Genomic DNA, 21,091 nt, shown 5'->3' with positions numbered 1-21,091 from the left:
CAGCTCCTGCGGGCCGGCGGTCGTGGGTTCGGGCACGGGACCAACTCTATACACCCCAGCCCGCTGCGGTGTAGCTTTCGAGCAAGCGGGTTTCTCCGCGGCGAGGAGGCGGCATGAAACGGCTGGTGGTGGTCACCGGCGGCACGCGCGGCATCGGCGCCGCGATCGCCGAGCACTTCGCGAAGGCCGGCGACGAGGTGCACGCGCCCGGCAGACGCGAATGCGACGTGACCGACGAACGGGCCGTGCGCTCGTACTTCGCGGGCCTCGGTCCGGTGGACGTGCTGGTCAACAACGCCGGCGTCTCGTCCAGCGCGCCCACGGCGAAGACCACGCTCGACGACTGGCGCACCCAGTTCGAGGTCAACGCGACCGGGGCGTTCCTGTGCACGCGCGAGGTACTGCCGGGGATGCGGTCGCGCGACCGTGGGCGGATCGTCACGGTCGCGTCGACGGCCGGGCACGTCGGCTACCGCTACACGACCGGGTACACGGCGTCCAAGCACGCGGCGGTGGGGCTGATGCGCGCGGTGGCGGCCGAGCTCACCGGGACCGGCGTCACCGCGAACGCGGTGTGCCCGGCGTTCGTGCGCACGGACATGACCGCCGAGTCAGTGGCCCGGATCCGGGAACGCACCGGCCGCGACGAAGCCGATGCCGAGGCCGCGCTGGCTGCGGCGGCGCCGCTCGGGCGGCTGCTGGAACCTTCGGAAGTCGCTTACGCGGTGGGCTTTTTCGCGGCCGAGGAAGCGGCCGCGATCAATGGACAGACTCTCGTACTCGATGGTGGAGGAATTCAGAAATGAGCCCGTTCCGCGCGACGCCCCCGCTGACGAAGGAGTGGGAGCACTTCGAGTTCTCCGTCGACGACGGCGTGGCGACCCTCGCGTTCACCCGGCCCGACAAGCTGAACGCTTTGACGTTCGACGTGTACGCGGATCTGCGGGACCTCGTGCTGGAGCTGCCGCATCGCGGCGATGTGAAGGTGCTGGTGATCACCGGGCAGGGCCGCGGGTTCTGCTCGGGCGGCGACGTCGAAGAGATCATCGGTGAGCTGCAGAAGATGGAGACCGCGCAGCTGCTCGAGTTCACGCGGATGACCGGGGCGGTGGTGAAGGCATTGCGGGAGACGCCGATCCCGGTGATCGCGGCGGTGAACGGCGTTGCCGCCGGGGCTGGTTCGGTAATCGCGCTGGCGTCGGATTTCCGGGTGTTGGCCGAGTCGGCGAAGTTCGCGTTTCTGTTCACCAAGGTGGGGCTGGCCGGGGCGGATATGGGGTCGGCGTACCTGTTGCCCCGGTTGGTGGGGCTGGGGCGGGCAACCGAGTTGTTGATGCTCGGGGACAAGCTGGGGGCGGAGCGGGCTGAGGCGATCGGGCTGGCCACGCAGGTTGTTGCCGATGATGCGTTGAGTGAAACGGTGGGGGCGTTGGCGCGCCGGCTTGCTGATGGGCCGGCGCTGGCGTACTCGACGACGAAAGTGTTGTTGACGCGGGAGCTGGATTCGGATCTGGGGTCGTCGATCGAGCTTGAGGCGATTACGCAGGCGTTGTTGATGACGGCGAAGGATCACAAGGAGTTTTATGCGGCTTGGAGTGCCGGGAGGAGTCCGAAGTGGACCGGCCGTTGATGGCCGGGTGAGGACGTAGCGGCTCGTCGCGCTGGCGCGCGACGTTGCGCACGGAGTGGTGCCGAGGGCACCCCGATTTTTCAGTGTCACCACGGTCTGGACCACGCGTCAAGGCCGGACAGCGTACCTTGACACGTGGTCCAGACCGCGGAGAAGGCGGGGGCTGGGTGCGTGTCGGGTTGGGCTGTCGGGTGGCGGTTTTCTTCGTGGTGAGGTGGGGCCGGGCTTGTGGCTCGGGTGCTATTTCGTGGTGAGGGTCAAGGAGCCGAGGCCCGGTATTTCCGCTTTGAGGGTGTCGCCTGCCGTGAACGGGGTTGGGGGGCAGAGGGTGCCGGTGAGGATGAGGTGGCCGGCTTGCAGGTGGTCGCCCGATTCCGCGAGGTGGTTGGCGAGCCAGGCGACGGAGGCGGCGGGGTTGCCGTTCATGACGGCGGTGGCGTTGCCTTCCACGGTGTGGTCGCCGATGGTGAGGGTGCAGGTGATCGTCGACAGGTCGGCGGGGACCGGGGACGGCTCGCCGAGCAAGACGTGGGAGGCGTTGGTGTTGTCGGCGACGAGCATTTCCAGGGTCTTCGGGCCGCCGGTCCAGCGGGACGCCACCAGTTCGAAGGCGGGGGCGATGGAGGCGGTCGCGGCCAGGACGTCGGCGGGGGTGATGCCGGGGCCGGTGAGGGGCTCGGCGAGGAGGAAGGCGATTTCGACCTCGGCCCTCGGGGCGGACAAACCCGCTGTCTGAAGGGGTTCGCCGTCTTTGAGGACGGTGGAGGTGAGCACGTAGCCGGAGGCCGGTTCGGTCGCCTGGTACACCGCGCGGGACGACGGCGACGTCAGGCCGACCTTGTAGCCGGCCAGGGTTTCGCCGTTGGCCAGGGCGAGGGTGCGGGTGGCGCGGGCGATCGAGTAGGCCTCGGCCAGGCCGCCGATCTCGGCGGGGGTGACGGTCGGGCCGCCTTGGACGGCGGTGCGCAGGTGCTGGGCCAAGTCCGACAAGGCAGTGCCTCCAGAAGTCCGGGGGACGCGGCGAAACCCGCGCCCGGACATCTGATCACACGCGGGGCACGTCGGTGTAGGCGATGGCGTTCTCCTCCAGACTGCCGAACCACAGGCGGCCCTGGTGCTCCCGGACGCCGACGAGCATGTGGAAATCCGGGAGTTCGCCCGCCGGCTCGTGTTCGACGGTGCCGTCGGCGGCGATGCCGAGCACGCCGACCTGGCGTTTCGGCGCGGGCTGAAGCGCGGTGGGCAGCGAGCGGACGGCGGCGCGCAGCGGCGCGGGCAGCTTGCGGACGGCATCGAGAGCAGGGACACGCGGGGAGGCCTGCGTGACCCAGATCAACCCGTCGCTGCCTGTCGCGATGTTGTCGGGGAAGCCCGACAGGTCCTCGGCGAGGGTGTCGCGCCGGCCTTGGCGGGAGCCGTGCAGCCAGAAGCGCGAGACGCGGAACTCGCCGGTTTCGGCGACGGCGACGAACGACTCGTCGGGCGGCAGGGCGACGCCGTTGGCGAACTGCAGGCCGTCGGCGATCACGTCGAACTGCCCGTCCGGGGTGCGGCGCAGGAGCCGGCCACCGGCCGTCTGCTCGATGAGGTCGTCGCGCCAGCGGTCGATGCCGAAGCGGCGGGATGAATCGGTGAAGTAGACCGTGCCATCGGCGGCGACCGCGGCGTTGTTGCAGAACACGAGGTCGAGCCCGGCCGCCGACGTGGCGAGCGTCGTCACCGCTCCCCCGGCCAGCGGCATCGTGAGCAGGCCCGCGCGGGCGTCGCAGATCAGCAGTTCGTCGTCGCCGTACAGCTCCAGGCCGAGGGGGCGGCCTCCGGTGTCGCCGAGCACGTCGAGCCGTCCGGGCTCACGCGCAGGATGCGCCCGTCGTCGACCCCGGTGTAGACGCGCCCTTCGGCGTCGACCACCACGTCTTCCGGACCGTGGCCGTTGACCGGGACCACGGTGACGGCACCGAATGGCATCACGACCTCCTACCGGTAGGTGAGCAGCAGCGCCGCCTCCGCTTCGAAGTGCGGGTGCTCGTTGAACGTCAGCAGGTTCACGCCACCGCGGCCCGAGGTCAGCTTCGTGATCCCGGCGTTCACGGTGACGCGGTTGAACTTGAGCAGACCGGCCTCGGGCACGCCCATGAGCGCACCCGCGACCGCGCCGATCACGCCGCCGGAGGTGAACACGAGCGCGTGCTCCCCCTTGCCCAGCGACCCGACGAGGTCGGTGAGCGCGGCCGTGCAGCGGTCGAGGAAGGCCGGCCATGTCTCGGCGCACGGCCCGTCGGCGCCCGCACCGACCCACGCGGCCAAGGCGGCGTCGAGCACACCCTGGTACTCGCGCGAGTCCTCCTGCGGCGCGCCGCCGGCGTGGTGGCGCGAGATGTCGACGTGGTCGTACTCGTTCCAGCGCGGGTCCTCCACCACGGGCCCGTCGGCGCCCAAAGCCTTCAGCGCCGTCGCCGCCGTGTCGCGCTGGCGGGCGAGCGTGCCGGACCGCACCTGGGCGAACTCGACGCCGCGGCGCGCGAGCTCGCGACCGACCACAGTGGACTGTTCGAACCCGCGCTCGGACAGCGCGTCGTAGTCGGCCGCGCCGAACGACGCCTGGCCGTGGCGGACGAGGTAGATCGCGCCCATGCGCTCGTGGCTCCTTCGGGTCAGGAGAACTTCGCCAGCAGACCGGCCGGGAGCACCTTCATCACCGCACTCAGCGGCACCCACGGCCACGAAGGAACATACGCGAGCTTGGGCTCGGCTTCGATCGCCTTCGCCAGTGCGCGGGCGCCCGCCTCGGCGCCGGTGAGCAACGGCGTGCTCCCGCTGCGCGCGGACATTTCGGACTCGATGTAGCCGGGCCGGATCTCCGTGACGGCGATGTCCGTGCGGCGCAGCTCGACGCGCGTGCCGGCCACGAACGCCGAAATGCCGGCTTTCGAAGCGGCGTACGCGGTGAGGTTCCGGGGCAGGCCGCGGATCGCGCTGAACGACGAGACCACGGCGAGGTGGCCGGCGCGCTGCTCGCGGAAGATCCCGACGGCGGCCTCGACCTGCGCGGCGGCGGCGACGAAGTTGGTCTCCAGCGTCTGGCGGTTCGCGTCGAACCGGCCCTTGCCGACGGGCTGGCCCTTGCCGAGGCCCGCGTTGACGATCACGCGGTCGAGCGAGCCGAACTCGCCGCGGAACTCGTCGAAGACGGTGAACACGCGGTCGTGGTCGTTCACGTCGAGCCGACGCGTCGCGACGGTGATCCCGGGGTAGGCCGCCGTGAGCTCACGGGCGAGCTCATCGAGGCGATCGGTGCGGCGCGCGCAGAGGGCGAGGTTGCGGCCACGGGCCGCGAACTGGCGGGCCATGCCCTCGCCGAGCCCCGAGCTGGCGCCCGTGATCAGAATGTTCTTCCGCAGGACCATGGCCGGAGCCTACCGGTCGGTAGTGTACTGGCCGCTACCACGGTGACGGCGGAAACCGTTGGCGCACACGGCAACGTCCGGCTGGGTGTCCGCCTGCTTCCGGCCGGGTGGGTAACAGCGGGGTTGGGGTTTCGTGGCGGGCCTGACCGGTGGCCCGGCGATGGGGGCGTCGCCGGGCCACCGGTTCCGGGTGCGGCCGCCGGCGGTACGCGGGGCGCGGACCGCGAGCCGGGGCCGGAGCACTGGGCCGCGGCGGGATCGCCGCCGCGGGCTACGGAGGCCATGAAAACGTGACCCCGCAGGTCAGGGCAATGGTTCACAGTTGCCAGTACTAGCCCGTTCGCCCCAGTGGTGACACGGAGTGCCTGGTCGGCTGCTGCTACGGTCACTGTGTCGAATTCGACACTGGGTGTTTCTGTGGGGTCTTTCACCACCGGCGAGGGCGGTCGACGGGCATGGCGGGTGGAACTGCGGACGGCACCGGGCCCGAGGGCGCCCGGACCGCCTTCGCGAGCGCGCTGCGCGCGGCCATCACCGGCAGCGGGCTGTCCCTCGACCGCATTCAGGCGCGACTGCGGGCGCGTGGCGCGACCGTGAGCGTCACGGCGCTGAGCTACTGGCAGTCGGGCAAACGCCAGCCGGAACGGCCTGGCTCGCTCTCGGCCGTGCGCGTGCTGGAGGAGATCCTCGACGTGCCCGCGGGTTCGCTGCTCGGCTTGCTGCCGCCCCCGCGACCCCGCGGCGCGACGCGGCGCGACCGCCAGGGCGAGGAGCCGCTGACGTTCACGCGCGAGACGCTGCAGCCACTGCTCGACCGCGTCGGCGCGCCGGACGCGCTGGATCAGCAGCACCAGCTCAAGCTCGTCGGCTTGCACGACCGCTGCGAAATCGCGGCCGACGGCGGCCAGCGCAAGATCACCTCCCGTGCGGTCTTCCAGGCCGGCGCCGACGGCCAGGACCGCTGGCTGCTCGTTTACGCCCAGGACGACGCCGCATCCGTGCCGCAGGTCCACGCGGTGCGCAACTGTCGCGTCGGCCGCACCGAAACGGACGACACCCACGGCATCCTCGTCGCCGAGCTGCTCTTCGACCGCCCGATCGACCGCGGCGAGACGCACCTGATCGAATACTCGCTGACGAACGCCGGCCCGCCGTACCCCGAATGCCGCGCCACCCACTACCGCGAATTCCGCCGCCCGGTGCGCGAATACCTGCTGGAGATCCACTTCGCCCCGGATGCCGTGCCGGCGCGCTGCTGGCAGTACTCCCGCGGCGGCGACACGACCCCCTCGCGCCGCCGCCTGCGCCTCGACTCGACGGGCGGCGTGCACGCGGTGGCCATGGACTTCGGGCCGGGGATCTTCGGCATCAGCTGGGAATGACTCAGCTGAGCTTGGTGCGCAACACCTTCCCGGTCGCGTTGCGGGGCAGTTCGGCGAGGAACTCGACGTCCCGCGGGACCTTGTAGCGGGCCAGGTTCGCCTTCACGTAGGCGCGCACCCCGTCGGCGTCCAAGGTGGAGTTCTCGCTGCGCACGACGAACGCCTTGAGGCGCTGGCCGAACTGGTCGTCGTCCACGCCGATGACGGCGGCTTCGATCACGTCGTCGCGTTCGACGAGCAGGTTTTCGACCTCGACGGGGAAGACGTTTTCGCCGCCGGAGACGATCATCTCGTCGTCGCGGCCGTCGATGAACAGGAGGCCGTCGTCGTCGAAGTGGCCGACGTCGCCGCTGGAGAGCAGCCCGTCGATGATCTCCTTGTGGCGGCCGTCGGTGTAGCCGCCGAAGCTGAGGCCGCTGCCGACGAACACGCGGCCCGTCACGTGCGGCTCGGTGATCTGCTTGCCGTGCTCGTCGTACAGCGCGACGCGGCAGCCCACCGGTGCGCGGCCGACCGTGCCGGGCGCCTGCCGCCAGTCCTCGGGCGTGGCGACGGTGGCGACGGCGACTTCCGTGGAGCCGTACAGGTTGTGCACGACGTCACCGAACTGCTCGTTGGCCCGGTTGCCCAGGTCCGGCGACAGCGCCGACCCGGCGACGAAGATGATCCGCAGGCACGAGGTGTCGTACTTCGCCCGCACCGAAGCCGGCAGGTCGACGATGCGCTGCAGCATCGTCGGCACCAGTACGAGCGCGGTGCACCGGTGCTCGGCAACGCCCTTGAGCGTCAGCTCCGGGTCGAACTTCCGCCGCATCACGACCTTGCAGCCCAGCGCGAAGCTGAGGATGAACTGCGACAACCCCGTGCCGTGGAACAGCGGGGCGCCCATGTACGTCGCTTCGCCCGCACGAAGCGGAATCCGGTCCAGGAACTGCGCGGACGCGAGCGGCGACGTGTGCGGGCGCGGTGCCCCCTTCGGCGTCCCGGTGGTGCCGCTGGTGAGCAGCACGAACCCGCCGGGCTTGGCGGGCGCGGGCAGCGGCCGGTCGTCGGTGCTGGCGATGATCTCGTCGAGCACCGGCACGGCGTGGTCACCCGGCTCGTCGACCCAGGCGAGGTAGCGGTCGACGTCGCCGGGGATCGCGTCCAGCAGGTCGGTGAACTCCTGGTCGTACACGAGCGCGGTGACGCCTTCGCGCTGGGCGACGTCGGCGAGCTGCGGCTTCGCGAAGCCGGTGTTCATCAGCAGCAGGCGCGCGCCGAGCTTGCCGGCCGCGGCCATGGTGAGGACCAGACCGCGGTGGTCGCGGCACAGGGCGGCGATGACGGTGCCGGGGCGCAGGCCGCGCTCGGCCCAGGCGCGAGCCAGTGCGTTGGACCGGTCGTCGAGCTGTTTGAACGTGAGCGGGCCGAGGTCGTCGACGATGCCGACGGCCGACGCGTCGCGGCGCGCGGCGATGTGGTTGGCGCCGGCGAACGGGCCGTACTTCCGGATGGCGATGACCGACCGCACGCCCTCGTCCAGCCTCGGGAAGGGCACGAGCCCGGCGCGGCGCATCACGTCGATGCTGCGCACGGTCTCCGTGACCTTGTCCGTCACCTGGCTGGCGAGACCCAACACCCCGGCCGGGTTCCTCATCCGGGCACCTCCGTTGCTGCTGCGGGAGACAGCCACCCGCCGTACCGCCGGTATGGGTGGCTACTCGACAGTAGACCAAGCGGGGCGCGTGTGCACCAGACCACGGCGGCCGGGTTCGGTGACCGGAATTGTCGGTCCTCCCGAGCACAATGACGGGGTGCAGGTGATCACCGGTCAGGAGGAGGACTCCGGCTACACGATTTCGACGCCCGCGGGCACGTCGCGCGGGCTGTCGGCGGCCGAATGGATCGCCGCGGTGCGGCGGCTGGAGGAGACCGAGGCGCCGCGCTGGGTGCTGCCCTCCGTCGACGCGCTGTACCCGAAGCTCCTCGAGGCCGGCGTGCGGCTGGGGCGCTGCCACGACCTGGGGCTGGCCGAGGGCCTGCTGCTCGCGTACGAGGGGCGTGCGGGCGAGTCGCGGAGCCTGCGCGCGGCGTGGGCGCGGGCCCGGGGCGAGGAGCCGCCCGACGACGGGCCGGCGTTCGGCGAGGTCGCGCAACCCACGCTGTTCTCCCCGCGCGGACCCGGGCTGCCCGACGGCGTGGCCGTGGCCGACGCGGCGCAGCGCGTGCTGGCCGAGCAGGAGAAGCGCGCGGGCGCCACGGCGGCGCCGGGCCGGATGCGGCTGCTGCTGGCGGCAGAATCCGCGAGCGCGCTGGCGGCGGCGGAGATGTCCGCGGCCGGGCTGCCGTGGCGGGCGGACCTGCACCGCGCGCTGCTCGAGGAGCGGCTCGGGGCCCGGGTGCCGGCGGGACAGCGGCCGAAGGCTCTGGTGGCGCTGGCCGCGCAGATCTCCGGAGCGTTCGGCGGGCGCTCGGTGAACCCCGACTCGTCGGCGAGCGTGATCCGGGCGCTGGCGCGCGAGGGCATCGAGGTGCCGGCGGCGCGGAAGTACCTGCTGCGCGACATCGACCACCCGGCCGTCCCGCCGTTGCTCGAGTACAAGGAGCTTTCGCGGCTGCACTCGGCCAACGGCTGGGCTTGGCTCGACGAATGGGTCACCGACGGCCGGTTCCGCCCCCACTACGTGGTCGGCGGCGTGGTGTCGGGGCGCTGGGCCACCCGCGGCGGCGGCGCGCTGCAGATTCCCAAGGTCCTGCGCACGTGCGTCCGCGCGGACCCCGGCTGGAAACTCGTGGTGGCCGACGCCGCGCAACTCGAACCGCGCGTGCTCACGGCCCTGTCCGGCGACCGCCGCTTGGCCGAAGTCTCCCGAGCGACCGACCTCTACGCCCGCTTGGGCGAGGCGCTGTTCTCCGGCGCGCGCTACGTGCCACCTCGGTCGGGTGCCGCGGACGACCGTTCCCGCGCCAAGATCGCCATGCTGTCGGCGATGTACGGCGGCACGTCCGGCGAAGCAGGCCCGCTGCTGGCTTTGTTGCGCCAGCGTTTCCCCGACGCCGTGTCCTACGTGGAGCAAGCCGCCGCCGCGGGCGAACGCGGTGAGCGCGTGCGCTCGCGGCTGGGCCGCACGTCCCCCGCGCCGTCCGCCGCGTGGCGCGCGCTGACCGGCGGACTGGCCGAAGACGAAGCCGCGGAGACCCGCGCCCGCCGCGCTTCCCGCGGCTGGGGCCGGTTCACGCGCAACTTCGTCGTGCAGGCGTCGGCCGCCGACCTGACCGCGGTGCTGCTCGCGACCCTGCGCAACCGCCTCCCGGCTCCGGCCCACCTCGTGTTCTTCCAGCACGACGAGGTCATCGTCCACACACCGGCCGAGCTCGCGGACTCCGTCTCGTCCCTCATCGAGGCCACGGTCGCCGAATCCGCGCGGCTGCTGTTCGGCGACGCGTGCCCGGTCCACTTCCCGATGCAGGCGACACCGGTGGACACCTACGCCGACGCGAAATGACTTTTCGAAGAAGGAGATCTCCGTGGGAGCTTCAGGCTGGCACTACCGCGCGCCCTATGTCGGCAGCGTCAAAGCAACACACAGGTACGTCCAAGCACAACTCCTTTCCACCGGCGACTACGTGTGGCCCTGGGAAGACTTCGACCCCGACGTCGTCTCAGAGACGATTCCCCGTCCGACCACCCTGGCCGAGCTCAACGCGGCGAAAGACTCGGACCTCTTCTGGGACTGCGGCACCCACTCGATCCTCGACACCCACGAAATCTCCGAGGACGACGGAATGGGCGTCATCCGCCCGCTGAGCCCCGCCGAACTCACCGACGTGTTCGGCACCCACCACCCCTCACCCTCCGACTTCGACCGCGTCTCCCGCTCTCTCACCGACCGGTTGGGCGGCCGCTGGACCGGCCGCAGCCTCGTGCTGTACCTCGACGGAACGCCCACCGAGGTCTACTTCTGGGGCTTCTCGGGCGACTGACCTCGGCCTACAGGGCACCCTGACACCGCTTGACTTTTCCGCGAGGCCGCCCTGTGGTTGAGTTCCCTCATGCGCTATGCCTACTTCACGGCCAATTCGGACGAAGAAGCCGCAACGTCGCTCGAATCGCCCGACGGCCCGGTCTCGCTCTTCCCCACGGCCTCCTTCGAGCGCATCGACCCCTCCATGCAGGTGCCGCGAGCCGAGGCGTTCCTGACCGGCGCCGGCGAAGAGGCGGCCGCTGACAACCCCCGGTCAATGAAGCTGGTCGCAGAAGCCGGCGAGGGCGACGTCACCGTCGTCACACTGACGGATGAGTTCCGCGACGCGATCGCGGACACCGACGAAGCTCGCCGCCGGGAACTCGCGGACTTCTGGTCCCGCGCCGAAGACCTCGCCGGCGAGGCAAGTCCCGAGGACCTGCTTCCGGTCGTGGACGAACTCGCCGCCCTCGCGAGGCAGGCCAAGCCGACGGGTGCGCACCTCTACTGCTGGGTCTCCGTCTGAGCTTCGGCACTGCGCCGACTTCCGAGTGGGACACCCATCATGGGCATCCTCTACGACCAACTCGCCGCGAAGTCCGACGAACAGCCGGTCACCGCGTTCGAGTCCACCAAGGGCTCTTTCCCGTGGCCGGACTGAAGGGCCTCGACCCCACTTTCGGGATGAACAGCGCCGAAACTCTCCTCACCGGTGTCGACCAGGACACCGTGACCGCGAACCCCAGAGCAGACCGCCTGATCGCCGAGCCCGACGGTTCCGTTGTCGTGACAACGGTCACCGATGAACTCCGCGACGCCCTGGCCGGTGCCGACGAAGAACACCGCCGGCAGGTGGCCGAACTCTCGGCGCAGATGGAAGAACTCGGCGAGGGCTGCGATCCCGCGGACGTCCTGCCGGCTGTCGAGGAACTCGCCGCCCTCGCGCGGGAGGCGAGGGCTGCGGGAGAACGCCTGTACTGCCGCATGTGCCTCTGAGCGTCAGTACCGCGCCGGGTTCTGCAGGAGCGGTGGGTAGACGCAGCCTTCACACGGCAAAGGAAACAGCATGGGTGTTGTTTCCGACTACTTCGCCGCGGCCTCCGATGGAGCAGCCGCCCAAGGCCTGGACTCCCTCGACGATCACTTCCCGGTGATCGAGTTGACGGGCATCGACCCGACGGTTCAACCGGCCAGGCCGAAGCCTTCCGCACCGGCGCCGGCTACGACACAGTGACCACCAACTCGAGATGGACGCACCTATCGCCCAGCTCGACGGCGCCGACATCTTCATCGCGCCCCTCAGCGACGAAGTTCGCGATGCTCTCGCTGCCGCCGAGCGCTCACGCCTCCGAGAACTGGCGAAGTACTGGAACGAGGCTGCAGAGGCGAAGGTCTACAACCCCAGTCTCGAGGCCGTTCTGCCCGTGGTCGACGAACTCGCGACCCCTGTGCGGCAGGCAAAGCAACCGGACATCGGCTGTACTGCCGCACTGTCGGCTGAACTTCAGTACCGCGTCAAGTCCTGCAGGAGCGGTGGGTAGACGCCGTGTTCCCGTCCGTTCACGGTCGCACCCGCGTACCGCAACATCGGCGCCGTATCCCGATTCAACTCAGCCGGAAAATTGAGCCGTGGCGCCGAAACCTCGTCGAGCGCCGCCGCCTGCTCAACACTCAACCGCAGGTCCAGCGCGGCCAGGTTCTCCGTCAGGTGCTCCACCCGCCGGGGCCCGATCAGCGTCGAGGTGATGCCCGGGCGGCTCCGCACCCAGGCCAGCGCCACCGCCGCCGGGCTCACGCCGAGTTCCTTGCCGATCCCCACGACCACGTCGATGACCCGGAACTGCGCCTCCGTCGGCCCCACGCCGAAAGCCGCGCCGCGACGCGTGCCGGGGGCGGCGCCGTCGCGCGTGTACTTTCCTGACAGGAAGCCGCTCTTCAAGGGGCTCCACGGCAGCATCGCCATCCCCGCGTCCTGCGCCAGCGGCAGCAGCTCCCCCTCGATCGTGCGCTCCAGCAGCGAGTACTCCATCTGCAACCCCACCACCGGGGCCCACCCGCGGAACTGCGCGACGGTGGCCGCCTTGGCCGTGAACCACGCGGGGGTGTCGGAGAACCCGACGTAGCGGATCTTGCCCGCGCTCACGAGGTCGTCGAGCGTCCGCAGGGTTTCCTCGACGGGTGTCCGCGCGTCGAAGTTGTGGAGGTAGTACAGGTCGAGGTAGTCGGTGCCCAGCCGGCGCAGGGAATCGTCCAGCTGGTGCAGGATCGCCTTGCGGCTCGCGCCGCCGCCGTTGGGATCGCCGGGGTGCACGTTCACGAAGAACTTCGTGGCCAGCACCACCCGGTCGCGCAAGCCCGGGCGGGCGGCGAAGAAGTCGCCGACGATCTTCTCGCTGTGGGTGTTGGTGTAGAAGTTCGCGGTGTCGATGAAGTTGCCACCCCGGTCGAGGTAGGTCTGCAGGATCCTCTCGGACTCCTCGACGCTGCAACCGGTGCCGGTGTCCTCGCCGAAGTTCATCGCGCCGAGGCAGAAGGGGCTGACGACGAGACCGGAGCGGCCGAGGTGGACGTAGGAATCAAGGCTCACAGGGATTCTCCCGGTTCGAGACGGATTTCGTGACCCCTCGATTCCAGCAGGACCCGCGCCCAGCCGGTGAGCCCGAAAGTCGTAGCCTCTTGCCTGATCCTGGCACGATCGGCAGTTGCCCGCCGGCGACCGGGCGTGGTCGAATCGACCGGTGTCCTCCCTCGCCGAGCTGCGCGCGCTGATCGCCCGGTATGCAGGCCGCACCGACCTGCCGGGCGGCTTGGTGCTGTCGTGCGAACGCGCGCCCACCGACCCGGCTGCCACGCTGACCGGCCCGGTGCTCGCCGTCGTCGCGCAGGGCCGCAAGCGTGTCGCGACGGGCGAACGCACCTACGACTACGGCGCCGGCCAGTACCTCGTGGTGACCGTGGACATGCCGGTGACCGGCCACTTCGCCGAGGCGAGCCCGGACGAGCCGTTCCTGGGCGCGGGGCTGGTGCTCAAACCAGAGGCCGTCGCCGCGCTGCTGCTCGAAACGGGCACCACCGCGGCCACCCCGGCGACGCCGTCGGCCATCACGGTCAGCGACGCGCCGGACGAACTGCTCGACGCTTTCGTCCGGCTGCTCCGGCTGACCGACCACCCGGCCGACCGCCGCGTGCTCGCTCCGCTGATCGAGAAGGAGATCCTCTGGCGGCTCGTCACGGGCGCCCAGGGCGCGACCATCCGCCAGATCGGGCTCGCCGACAGCAGCCTCTCGCACGTCGGCCGCGCCATCCGCTGGATCCGCGACCACCACGCCGAGTCCCTGCGCGTCGCCGACCTCGCGCGCCTGGCGGCCATGAGCGAGTCGTCGTTCCACCGGCACTTCCGCGCCGTCACCGCCATGACGCCGATCCAGTACCAGAAGCACATCCGCCTCCAGGAGGCCCGCCTGCTGCTGCTCGCCCGCACCGACGACGACGTGGCCTCCATCGGCTACGCCGTGGGCTACGACAGCGCCTCCCAGTTCAGCCGCGAATACCGGCGCCAGTTCGGCATCCCACCCGGCCAGGACTCAGCCCGGCTCCGGGCGGGGCTGGCCGAGTGACTTCCGCGGCCGTAATGGCCATCCGCACAAGCTTCGGCGGGCCGGCCGCACTCGCCGCAACCGTGGCGGCCGTGACGCTGGTCGTCAACCGAGTAGCGCCTCAGGCCAGCGCGTCGTCGAGGGCCTTCGTGATGCGTTTGAGCGACACCGGATACGCGGTGCCCAACGTCTGCGCGAAGAAGCTCACCCGCAGTTCCTCGATCATCCACCGCACCTCCGACAGCGCCGGCGAGGACGTGCCCGGTGGCAGAGAAGCCAAGGCGGAGCGGTATTCCGCCGTGATCCACGCGATGTCGGCCGTGCGCTGGAGGTCGCGGGTGGGCTCGAGAGGGAGTTTCTCCAGGCGACGCTCGATGCCACGCAGGTAGCGGACGACGTCGGGGAGCCGGGCGGCGCCGGTCTCCGTCACGAAACCCGCGTGGACCAGGCCGTCGAGCTGGGTGCGGATGTCCGTCAGCGACTCGGCCGGACCGCGGGTGTCGGGCAGGCGGGTTTCGACGTCGTTGGCGGCGCGCAGGATGCGTTCCACGTCGGTCAGCACCGCCAGCACAGCTTCGTTCAAGCCGGCGCGCACTTTTTCCAGCAGGGCCGCGAAGCCGGCTTCGTCCCAGACCGGGCCGCCGGCCGCGGCCATCAGGGAGTCCACGGCGCAGTCGACGCAGTCCTCCAGCAGGGCCGCGACACTGCCGTGCGGGTTGCGGTTCAACACGAGCTTCGAGGAGTTCGACAGCGACCGCGTGATGAACTTCATCGGCGAGTTCAGGTTGAGCCGCAGCATCCGCCGGGTGCCGGCCCACATGGCGTGCCGCTGCTGGGCCGGGGTGTCCAGCAACCGCACGGCCACCGACGCGCCCTCGTCGACCAGCGCCGGGTACGCCTTCACGTCGTGGCCCCGCTGCGTCGAAGCGAACACCTTCGGCAGCTCACCGAACGACGGCTTGGTCAGCCCCGCCTTCTCGATGCTGTTGGCCGCCTTCGAGATCGTCTCTCGCACCTTCGGCGCGAGCCGCAGCTTCAGCACCTCCAGATCCTTGCCCTCGGCCACCTTGCGGCCGCGCTCGTCGACCACGCGGAACGTCATCCGCAGGTGCTCCGGCACCGAGGACAGGTCGTACGCCGACGCCGGCACGTCGACCCGGCGCAGCGCGAAGAGCTCGTCGGACAACACGTCGAGCAGCGGTCCGTCCGAAGGCGACACTCGCGAAAGGACATACGCGGCGGTGTCGGGCGCCGGCACGAAGTTGCGCCGCAACGCTTTCGGTAGCGATTTGATCAGCTGCGTGACCAGCTCCTCGCGCAGCCCCGGCACCTGCCAGTCGAACCCGTCCGGCGTCACCTGGTTCAGCACCGGCAGCGGAAGGTGGACGGTCACCCCATCGGCGTCCGCGCCCGGCTCGAACTGGTAGGTGAGCTTGAAGACCTGGTTGCCCTGCGTCCACGAATCCGGGTAGTCCGACTCGCGCACGCCGCCCGCGGTCTCGTTGATGAGCATGGACTTCTCGAACGACAGCAGGTCCGGGTCGGCGCGCCGGGCCTTCTTCCACCAGCTGTCGAAGTGCCGCACGGACACCACGTCGGCCGGCACTCGCTGGTCGTAGAAGTCGAACAGGGTCTGGTCGTCGACGAGGATGTCGCGGCGGCGGGCGCGGTTCTCGAGGTCCTCGACCTCGTCGAGCAGCGCGCGGTTCTCCGCGAAGAACTTGTGGTTCGTCTGCCAGTCGCCCTCCACGAGCGCGTGGCGGATGAACAGCTCGCGCGACAGGTCGGGGTCGATGCGCCCGTAGTTCACGCGCCGGTCGGCCACGAGCGGCACGCCGTAGAGCGTCACCTTCTCGATCGCCATCACCGCGCCCTGCTTGCGCTCCCAGTGCGGCTCCGAATAGGACCGCTTCACCACGTGCGCGGCCAGCGGCTCGACCCACTCCGGCTCGATGCGCGCGTTGACCCGGCCCCACAGCCGCGACGTCTCCACCAGTTCCGCCGACATCACCCAGCGCGGCTGCTTCTTGAACAGCGCCGAGCCTGGGAACACCGCGAACCGTGCGCCGCGGGCGCCGAGGTAATCACCCCTGGCCGGGTCCTTGAGCCCGATGTGCGACAGCAGCCCGGCGATCAGGGACGTGTGCACGTGCTGCGGGTCGGCCGGGGTGGTGTTGAGCGAGATGCCCAACGGCTTGGCGAGCTGGCGCAGCTGGCTGAAGATGTCCTGCCACTCGCGGATGCGCAGGTAGTTCAGGTACTCGGCGCGGCACAGCCGGCGGAACTGGTTGCCCGTGAGCGCCCGCTGCTGCTCGCTCACGTACTCCCACAGGTTGAGGTACGCGAGGAAGTCCGACGTCGGGTCGGCGAAGCGCGCGTGCTGCTGGTCGGCCGCCTGCTGCTTCTCCGCCGGCCGCTCGCGCGGGTCCTGGATGGACAGTGCGGCGGCGATGATCATCACCTCGCGCACGCAGCCGCCCCTCGCGGCCGCCAGCACCATCCGGCCCATCCGCGGATCGACCGGCAGCTGCGCGAGCTTGCGCCCGACTTCCGTGAGCCGCGACGTATCGGATGGCTCGAACGCGCCGAGCTCCTGCAGCAGCTGCACGCCGTCGTTGACCTGACGGCGGTCCGGCGGCTCCACGAACGGGAACGCCGCCATGTCGCCCAGCCCGAGCGAGGTCATCTGCAGGATCACCGACGCCAGGTTCGTGCGCAGGATCTCCGGGTCGGTGAACTCCGGCCGCGACTCGAAGTCCTCTTCGGAGTACAGCCGGATGCAGATGCCGTCGGACGTGCGGCCGCTGCGGCCCTTGCGCTGGTTGGCCGACGCCTGCGAGATGGGTTCGATCGGCAGCCGCTGCACCTTCGTGCGGTGGCTGTAGCGCGAGATGCGCGCCGTGCCGGGGTCGATCACGTACTTGATGCCGGGCACGGTCAGCGACGTCTCGGCCACGTTCGTCGCCAGCACGATCCGGCGCCCGGTGTGGCGCTGGAACACGCGGTGCTGGTCGGCCGACGACAGCCGCGCGTACAGCGGCAGCACTTCGGTGTTGCGCAGGTCCAGCCGGTTCAGTGCGTCGGCCGTGTCGCGGATCTCGCGTTCACCCGAGAGGAACACGAGGATGTCGCCGGGACCTTCGGCGCTCAGCTCCGCGACGGCGTCGAGGATCGCCTGCGTCTGGTCGCGGTCCGCGTCGGCGTCGGGCTCCTCGGGGTCGACGAGCGGCCGGTAGCGGACCTCCACGGGGTACGTGCGGCCCGAGACCTCGACGATCGGCGCGTTGTCGAAGTGCTTCGAGAACCGCTCGGGGTCGATCGTCGCGGAGGTGATGATCACCTTGAGGTCGGGCCGGCGCGGCAGCAGCTGCTTGACGTAGCCGAGGATGAAGTCGATGTTGAGGCTGCGCTCGTGGGCCTCGTCGATGATGAGGGTGTCGTACTGCCGCAGCATCCGGTCGGTCTGGATCTCGGCGAGCAGGATGCCGTCGGTCATCAGCTTCACGAGCGTGTCCTGGCCGGACTGGTCGGTGAAGCGGACCTTGTACCCGACGGTCTCGCCCAGCTCCGTCTTCAGCTCGCTCGCGATGCGGTCGGCGACCGTGCGCGCCGCCAGCCGCCGGGGCTGCGTGTGCCCGATCTGGCCGAGGATCCCGCGCCCGAGCTCGAGGCAGATCTTCGGCAGCTGCGTGGTCTTGCCCGACCCGGTCTCCCCCGCGACGATCACGACCTGGTTGCCGGCGATCGCCTTCGCGATGTCGTCCTTGAGCCGGCTGACCGGGAGCTCTTCGGGGTACTCGATCTTCGGCACGCTCGCGCGCCGCTGCTGCACGCGCAGCTCGGCGGCGGTCACGTCGGCGGCGATGCGCTCGGCGACCGCCTGCTTGTCGCGAGCCTTGCGCGCGCCGTCGATGCGCCGCCGCAGCCGGTGCTCGTCGCGCGACATCAGCTCCGGCAGCCGCGAGCGCAGCGCCTCGAGAGGAGAGTGAGTGGACATACTTGGATCGAGGATAGCGGTGCGTGACCGGGCTGGCTCCCGAATATGCGCAGGGTCTCCCGCGGCCCGGTCACGGGCTCGGTGCCGGCTCCCTGCGGCGCGTCAGCCGCGCGGGCACCAGCCAGGTGAGCCGCTCCGAGCGGACGACGGCGAGCGGCCCGATCACGGCCAGGAGCAGCACGTAGCCGGCGACGAACGGCGCCACGCGGGTGTCGAGGCCGGCCGCGACCGCGAGCGTCGCCAGGACCAGCGAGAACTCGCCGCGGGTGAGCACGGTCAGGCCGATGTTCACGCCCGCCTGGCAGTCGAAGCCGTGCAGCCGGGCCGCGAAGGCACCGGCGGCGAGGTTGAGCACCAGCGTGAGCGCCACCGCGGCGAGCACGGGCAGCGCGACCGTCCCGACGGCGCCGGGGTCGATCGACAGGCCGAAGATGAAGAAGAACAGCGCCCCGAACGCGTCGCGCAGCGGCAGCACCAGCTTGTGCACGCGCGGCGCGACCTTCGAGCCGCCCAGCATCATGCCGACCATGAACGCGCCGATCGCGTCGGAGACCCCCACCTCTTCGGCGACGGCCGCGCCCAGCACGGCGACGCCGACGAAGCACACGGTGAGCAGCTCGTCGTCGGCCGAACCGAACAGCCGCGAGACGGCGCGGCCGCCCCAGCGCGCCAGGGCGGCGAGCACCAGCAGGAACCCGAGCGCCTTGCCGAAGTCGGCCAGGGCCGCGCCGAAGCCGTCGGCACCGCTGAGCACGGGCTGCAGCAGGGCGAGGTAGAGCGCCAGGAACAGGTCTTCGAGCACGATCACGCCCATGATCAGGCGTGATTCGGGGTTGTTCAGGCGCCGGGTTTCGAGCAGGAGCTTGGTGACGATGGCCGACGATGAAATGCCGATCGCGCCCGCGATCACCAGGGCTTCCCGCGGGCCCCGGCCTAGCATGAAGCCGAACGCCAGCCCGCCGCCGACGTTGAGCACCAGGTAGCCGAGCCCCGCCGCGGCCAGGCGGCTGCCGCCGCGCGCGAGGTCGTCGAGGGAGAACTCCAGGCCGAGGTAGAACAGCAGGAAGACGAGCCCGAGCCCGGCCAGGACCGCGAGCTCGCCGGGGTCGTCCACAAGGGACACTCCGGGCGTGTGCGGGCCGAACACGAAGCCGGCCAGCATGAACAACGGGATCGTCGGCAGCCCGATCCGGGCCCCGATCCGCGCGACGACGCCGGCCGACAGGAAAGCACCGCCGACGGCCAGCAGGGCATGACCGTTGGTCATGGGAAACCTCCAACAGCTGAGTACGGGTGGGCGCTGGTACTCAGGCGGCGGGAGGTGCTCGCGCGGCTCGCGCGGTGCTCGGCCGGTGGCCGGCCGGAATGGCGGTGTCGGCGACGGCGATGCCCGGCTCGGCCGGCCGCGCGAGGGCGGGCCGGTCCGGCGGTAGCGCGGGCGGAACTTGTGGGGCTGCAACGAAGTGCGGCGACTGCTGGGCAACCAGCACCGGCTTCGCGTCCTCGTCGGACCGCGCGGGGTGCGCCGGGCCGGGAACGGCGACGCCAAGGACCAGCAGCGCCACCACCAGGACGCTCAGGATGGACCGGTGCCGTGGCGCGGTGGCGGCGGCAGCAGTCATCGTCCGGCCAGTTTACCATCTCTTTAATGTCGACCGATGGTCTATTGTGGACACCGAAGCCGGCCGCGCCCGCACCGTGATCCCGATGCTGTTCCGGCCATGCCCACCGACGCCGCGTGCCGCTGCCTCGACCATGGCGATCGCGACCACCTCGACACCGTCGACACCGGCCGCGTGGCCCACGTCGCCGACCCCGGCTGGGGCCTGCTCGCGATCCCGGCGGACGAGGTCAGCGCGGGGTGGACGTTCACGGTCGGCCGGTGGCACTCGTTCCGGAGGCCGGAGCTCGCCGGGTTCGGGCTGGGACCCGGACCCGGCATGGCTTTGCTCAACGCGATCGGCGAGTAGGTGGCCGCCGGCGCGCCGTCGCGGGCAACCGGCTGGACGGGTTCCTCGGCAGTGGCGCAACCGTTGCGGTCCGGCAGATCCACGAGGGCCGGCACGAAGCGTTCCTCGGCATGGCCCAGGGCTGCTACCGCGCGACGCGCCCTGCTGTGCCGTTCTTGCAGGTGCTCTGGCCGGACCGCGACGGCCGCTTCCCGGCGCAGGACGGATTCGCAGCGGGCCTGGAGTCGTACCAGCCGTGGCTGTGGCTCGCCCCGGCCGCGCACCCGCGCAGGGCCTTGGACCGCCGGCCTCGGACGAATCCGTCAGGCGGAGCGCTCCGCGGCCACCTGCTCGCGCACGTCCGGGATCGTCTCGGTGATGAACACCCGCGAAGCGTGCTCGTCGGCGCCGGACAGGACGAAAGTGTCGAAGCCGCTGCCGAGGGCGAAGTCGGCGAGTTCGGCGGCGGACGGGGTGGCGCCGACGTTGAGGACCCGGCGGATCGAGCCCGGGTCGCGGCCGGCGTCGGCGGCCGCCGCGTCCACGGCGGAGGCCAGGCGGACGACGGAAGCCGGGTCGTCACGCAGGCTCACGACCCAGCCGTCGGCCAAGCGGCCCGTCAGGCGCAGCGCGCGGGGGCCGTAGGAGCCGAGCCAGAGGCCGATCGGCCGCGTGGGCACCGGGCCGGAGTGCGCGCCGGCGAGCGAGTGGAAGCGGCCGTCGAAGCGGAGGTTGCGGTCGCCGCTCCACATCTTGCGGATGACGGTGATCGCTTCTTCCTCGGCGGCGAGCGCGTCGCCGGGGCTGCGGCGCGGGCCGCCGTAGGCGACGATCGCGTCCCAGAAGGCGCCGGCGCCCACGGCGAGGTCGAAGCGGCCGCCGGAGAGCAGGTCGAGGCTGGCGGCGGCCTTGGCCAGCACGGCGGGGTTGCGCAGCGGCAGGTTGGCGACGTCCGGGAACACCCGGATCTTCGTCGTCGCGCCGAGCAGCACACCCATGAGCGAGAAGGTCTCCACATAGCGCCGCTGGTACGGGTGGTCCTGCACCGCGAGGTGCTCGAAGCCCAGCCGCTCGAGCTCGCGCGCGTGCTCGACCAGGGGGTCGGCCGCGTTCGGCACCAGGAAGTAGCCCGTCGAGATGTCCCGTCCGAAGTCCGTCATCACCGCTCCTTCACGCCGTACAC

The 21,091-nt window shown here is 70.9% G+C and carries 20 protein-coding genes and 2 pseudogenes; 12 read left to right on the top strand and 10 right to left on the bottom strand.

Features of this window, described 5'->3' with window-relative positions; all coding sequences use genetic code 11:
* Nucleotides 1-113 precede the first annotated feature (113 nt).
* Together I6J71_RS09715 and I6J71_RS09710 are read left to right on the top strand one after the other, a co-directional pair.
* On the top strand, nt 114-806 hold the full coding sequence (locus I6J71_RS09715) for an SDR family NAD(P)-dependent oxidoreductase (RefSeq protein ID WP_204094419.1): 693 nt from the start codon (nt 114-116) through the stop codon (nt 804-806).
* Nucleotides 803-1,630 (top strand): enoyl-CoA hydratase family protein, encoded by an 828-nt coding sequence (locus I6J71_RS09710; RefSeq protein ID WP_204094418.1) that lies wholly within the window; start codon nt 803-805, stop codon nt 1,628-1,630. Before I6J71_RS09715 ends, I6J71_RS09710 begins: the two co-directional genes overlap by 4 nt.
* Before the next feature lie 240 nt (nt 1,631-1,870).
* Here the strand turns inward: I6J71_RS09710 and I6J71_RS09705 are convergent, their stop codons facing one another.
* The 4 genes and pseudogenes from I6J71_RS09705 to I6J71_RS09690 form a co-directional block, all read right to left on the bottom strand.
* A complete protein-coding gene (locus tag I6J71_RS09705; protein WP_204094417.1) occupies nt 1,871-2,620 on the bottom strand; it encodes a 2-keto-4-pentenoate hydratase in 750 nt (249 codons plus the stop codon).
* A gap of 55 nt (nt 2,621-2,675) precedes the next feature.
* Nucleotides 2,676-3,598: pseudogene (locus I6J71_RS09700) on the bottom strand (SMP-30/gluconolactonase/LRE family protein).
* 9 nt (nt 3,599-3,607) lie between these two features.
* Nucleotides 3,608-4,264, bottom strand: coding sequence for a histidine phosphatase family protein (locus I6J71_RS09695; protein ID WP_204094416.1), 657 nt, complete (start codon nt 4,262-4,264; stop codon nt 3,608-3,610).
* Nucleotides 4,265-4,284: 20 nt separating this feature from the next.
* The gene (locus I6J71_RS09690) at nt 4,285-5,037 is read right to left on the bottom strand and encodes an SDR family oxidoreductase (protein ID WP_204094415.1); all 753 of its coding nucleotides are present in this window, start codon (nt 5,035-5,037) and stop codon (nt 4,285-4,287) included.
* A gap of 455 nt (nt 5,038-5,492) precedes the next feature.
* On the opposite strand from I6J71_RS09690, the gene I6J71_RS09685 reads away from it, so the two are divergent.
* Complete coding sequence (locus I6J71_RS09685) at nt 5,493-6,419, top strand: hypothetical protein (RefSeq protein ID WP_204094414.1); 927 nt, start codon at nt 5,493-5,495, stop codon at nt 6,417-6,419.
* Nucleotide 6,420: 1 nt separating this feature from the next.
* Here I6J71_RS09685 and I6J71_RS09680 read toward each other — a convergent pair whose 3' ends face one another.
* Nucleotides 6,421-8,058, bottom strand: coding sequence for an acyl-CoA synthetase (locus I6J71_RS09680; RefSeq protein WP_204094413.1), 1,638 nt, complete (start codon nt 8,056-8,058; stop codon nt 6,421-6,423).
* 157 nt (nt 8,059-8,215) lie between these two features.
* Between I6J71_RS09680 and I6J71_RS09675 the strand changes: the two genes are divergently transcribed.
* From I6J71_RS09675 to I6J71_RS09650, 6 genes are all read left to right on the top strand, one after another.
* Nucleotides 8,216-9,907 (top strand): bifunctional 3'-5' exonuclease/DNA polymerase, encoded by a 1,692-nt coding sequence (locus I6J71_RS09675; RefSeq protein ID WP_204094412.1) that lies wholly within the window; start codon nt 8,216-8,218, stop codon nt 9,905-9,907.
* A gap of 22 nt (nt 9,908-9,929) precedes the next feature.
* A complete protein-coding gene (locus I6J71_RS09670) occupies nt 9,930-10,385 on the top strand; it encodes a hypothetical protein (protein ID WP_204094411.1) in 456 nt (151 codons plus the stop codon).
* Nucleotides 10,386-10,454: 69 nt separating this feature from the next.
* Complete coding sequence (locus I6J71_RS09665) at nt 10,455-10,892, top strand: hypothetical protein (protein ID WP_204094410.1); 438 nt, start codon at nt 10,455-10,457, stop codon at nt 10,890-10,892.
* Nucleotides 10,893-11,014: 122 nt separating this feature from the next.
* Nucleotides 11,015-11,362 carry a hypothetical protein gene (locus I6J71_RS09660; protein ID WP_204094409.1) on the top strand — a complete coding sequence of 116 codons (348 nt, stop codon included), beginning with the start codon at nt 11,015-11,017 and terminating at the stop codon, nt 11,360-11,362.
* A gap of 70 nt (nt 11,363-11,432) precedes the next feature.
* A complete protein-coding gene (locus tag I6J71_RS09655) occupies nt 11,433-11,600 on the top strand; it encodes a hypothetical protein (protein WP_204094408.1) in 168 nt (55 codons plus the stop codon).
* A gap of 13 nt (nt 11,601-11,613) precedes the next feature.
* Nucleotides 11,614-11,907 (top strand): hypothetical protein, encoded by a 294-nt coding sequence (locus I6J71_RS09650; RefSeq protein WP_204094407.1) that lies wholly within the window; start codon nt 11,614-11,616, stop codon nt 11,905-11,907.
* Here the strand turns inward: I6J71_RS09650 and I6J71_RS09645 are convergent.
* On the bottom strand, nt 11,871-12,953 hold the full coding sequence (locus I6J71_RS09645) for an aldo/keto reductase (RefSeq protein ID WP_204094406.1): 1,083 nt from the start codon (nt 12,951-12,953) through the stop codon (nt 11,871-11,873). The genes I6J71_RS09650 and I6J71_RS09645 overlap by 37 nt on opposite strands.
* Nucleotides 12,954-13,104: 151 nt before the next feature.
* Between I6J71_RS09645 and I6J71_RS09640 the strand changes: the two genes are divergently transcribed.
* Nucleotides 13,105-13,983 (top strand): AraC family transcriptional regulator, encoded by an 879-nt coding sequence (locus I6J71_RS09640; RefSeq protein ID WP_204094405.1) that lies wholly within the window; start codon nt 13,105-13,107, stop codon nt 13,981-13,983.
* 100 nt (nt 13,984-14,083) lie between these two features.
* On the opposite strand, the gene hrpA is transcribed toward I6J71_RS09640, so the two are convergent.
* The 3 genes from hrpA to I6J71_RS09625 all read right to left on the bottom strand — a co-directional run bounded on the left by hrpA (nt 14,084) and on the right by I6J71_RS09625 (nt 19,581).
* The gene (hrpA, locus tag I6J71_RS09635; RefSeq protein ID WP_204094404.1) at nt 14,084-17,959 is read right to left on the bottom strand and encodes an ATP-dependent RNA helicase HrpA; all 3,876 of its coding nucleotides are present in this window, start codon (nt 17,957-17,959) and stop codon (nt 14,084-14,086) included.
* 70 nt (nt 17,960-18,029) lie between these two features.
* Nucleotides 18,030-19,226: a cation:proton antiporter gene (locus I6J71_RS09630; protein ID WP_204094403.1), complete on the bottom strand. Its 1,197-nt coding sequence runs from the start codon at nt 19,224-19,226 to the stop codon at nt 18,030-18,032.
* 40 nt (nt 19,227-19,266) lie between these two features.
* On the bottom strand, nt 19,267-19,581 hold the full coding sequence (locus tag I6J71_RS09625) for a hypothetical protein (protein ID WP_204094402.1): 315 nt from the start codon (nt 19,579-19,581) through the stop codon (nt 19,267-19,269).
* A 99-nt stretch (nt 19,582-19,680) separates the two neighbouring features.
* On the opposite strand from I6J71_RS09625, the gene I6J71_RS09620 reads away from it, so the two are divergent.
* Both I6J71_RS09620 and I6J71_RS50480 read left to right on the top strand, forming a co-directional pair.
* Nucleotides 19,681-19,929: a DUF4262 domain-containing protein gene (locus I6J71_RS09620; RefSeq protein ID WP_204094401.1), complete on the top strand. Its 249-nt coding sequence runs from the start codon at nt 19,681-19,683 to the stop codon at nt 19,927-19,929.
* Nucleotides 19,821-20,078, top strand: a pseudogene (locus I6J71_RS50480) (hypothetical protein); the annotation flags it as partial. The gene I6J71_RS09620 and the pseudogene I6J71_RS50480, both read left to right, overlap by 109 nt.
* A 153-nt stretch (nt 20,079-20,231) precedes the next feature.
* Here the strand turns inward: I6J71_RS50480 and I6J71_RS09610 are convergent.
* On the bottom strand, nt 20,232-21,068 hold the full coding sequence (locus I6J71_RS09610; RefSeq protein ID WP_204094400.1) for an LLM class flavin-dependent oxidoreductase: 837 nt from the start codon (nt 21,066-21,068) through the stop codon (nt 20,232-20,234).
* Between the last annotated feature and the right edge of the window lie 23 nt (nt 21,069-21,091).

It is taken from the genome of Amycolatopsis sp. FDAARGOS 1241, assembly GCF_016889705.1.
In the GTDB taxonomy this organism is placed as follows: domain Bacteria; phylum Actinomycetota; class Actinomycetes; order Mycobacteriales; family Pseudonocardiaceae; genus Amycolatopsis.
The sequence above is the reverse complement of the archived record's forward strand: the minus strand, read 5'-3'. Positions and strand labels throughout refer to the sequence as shown.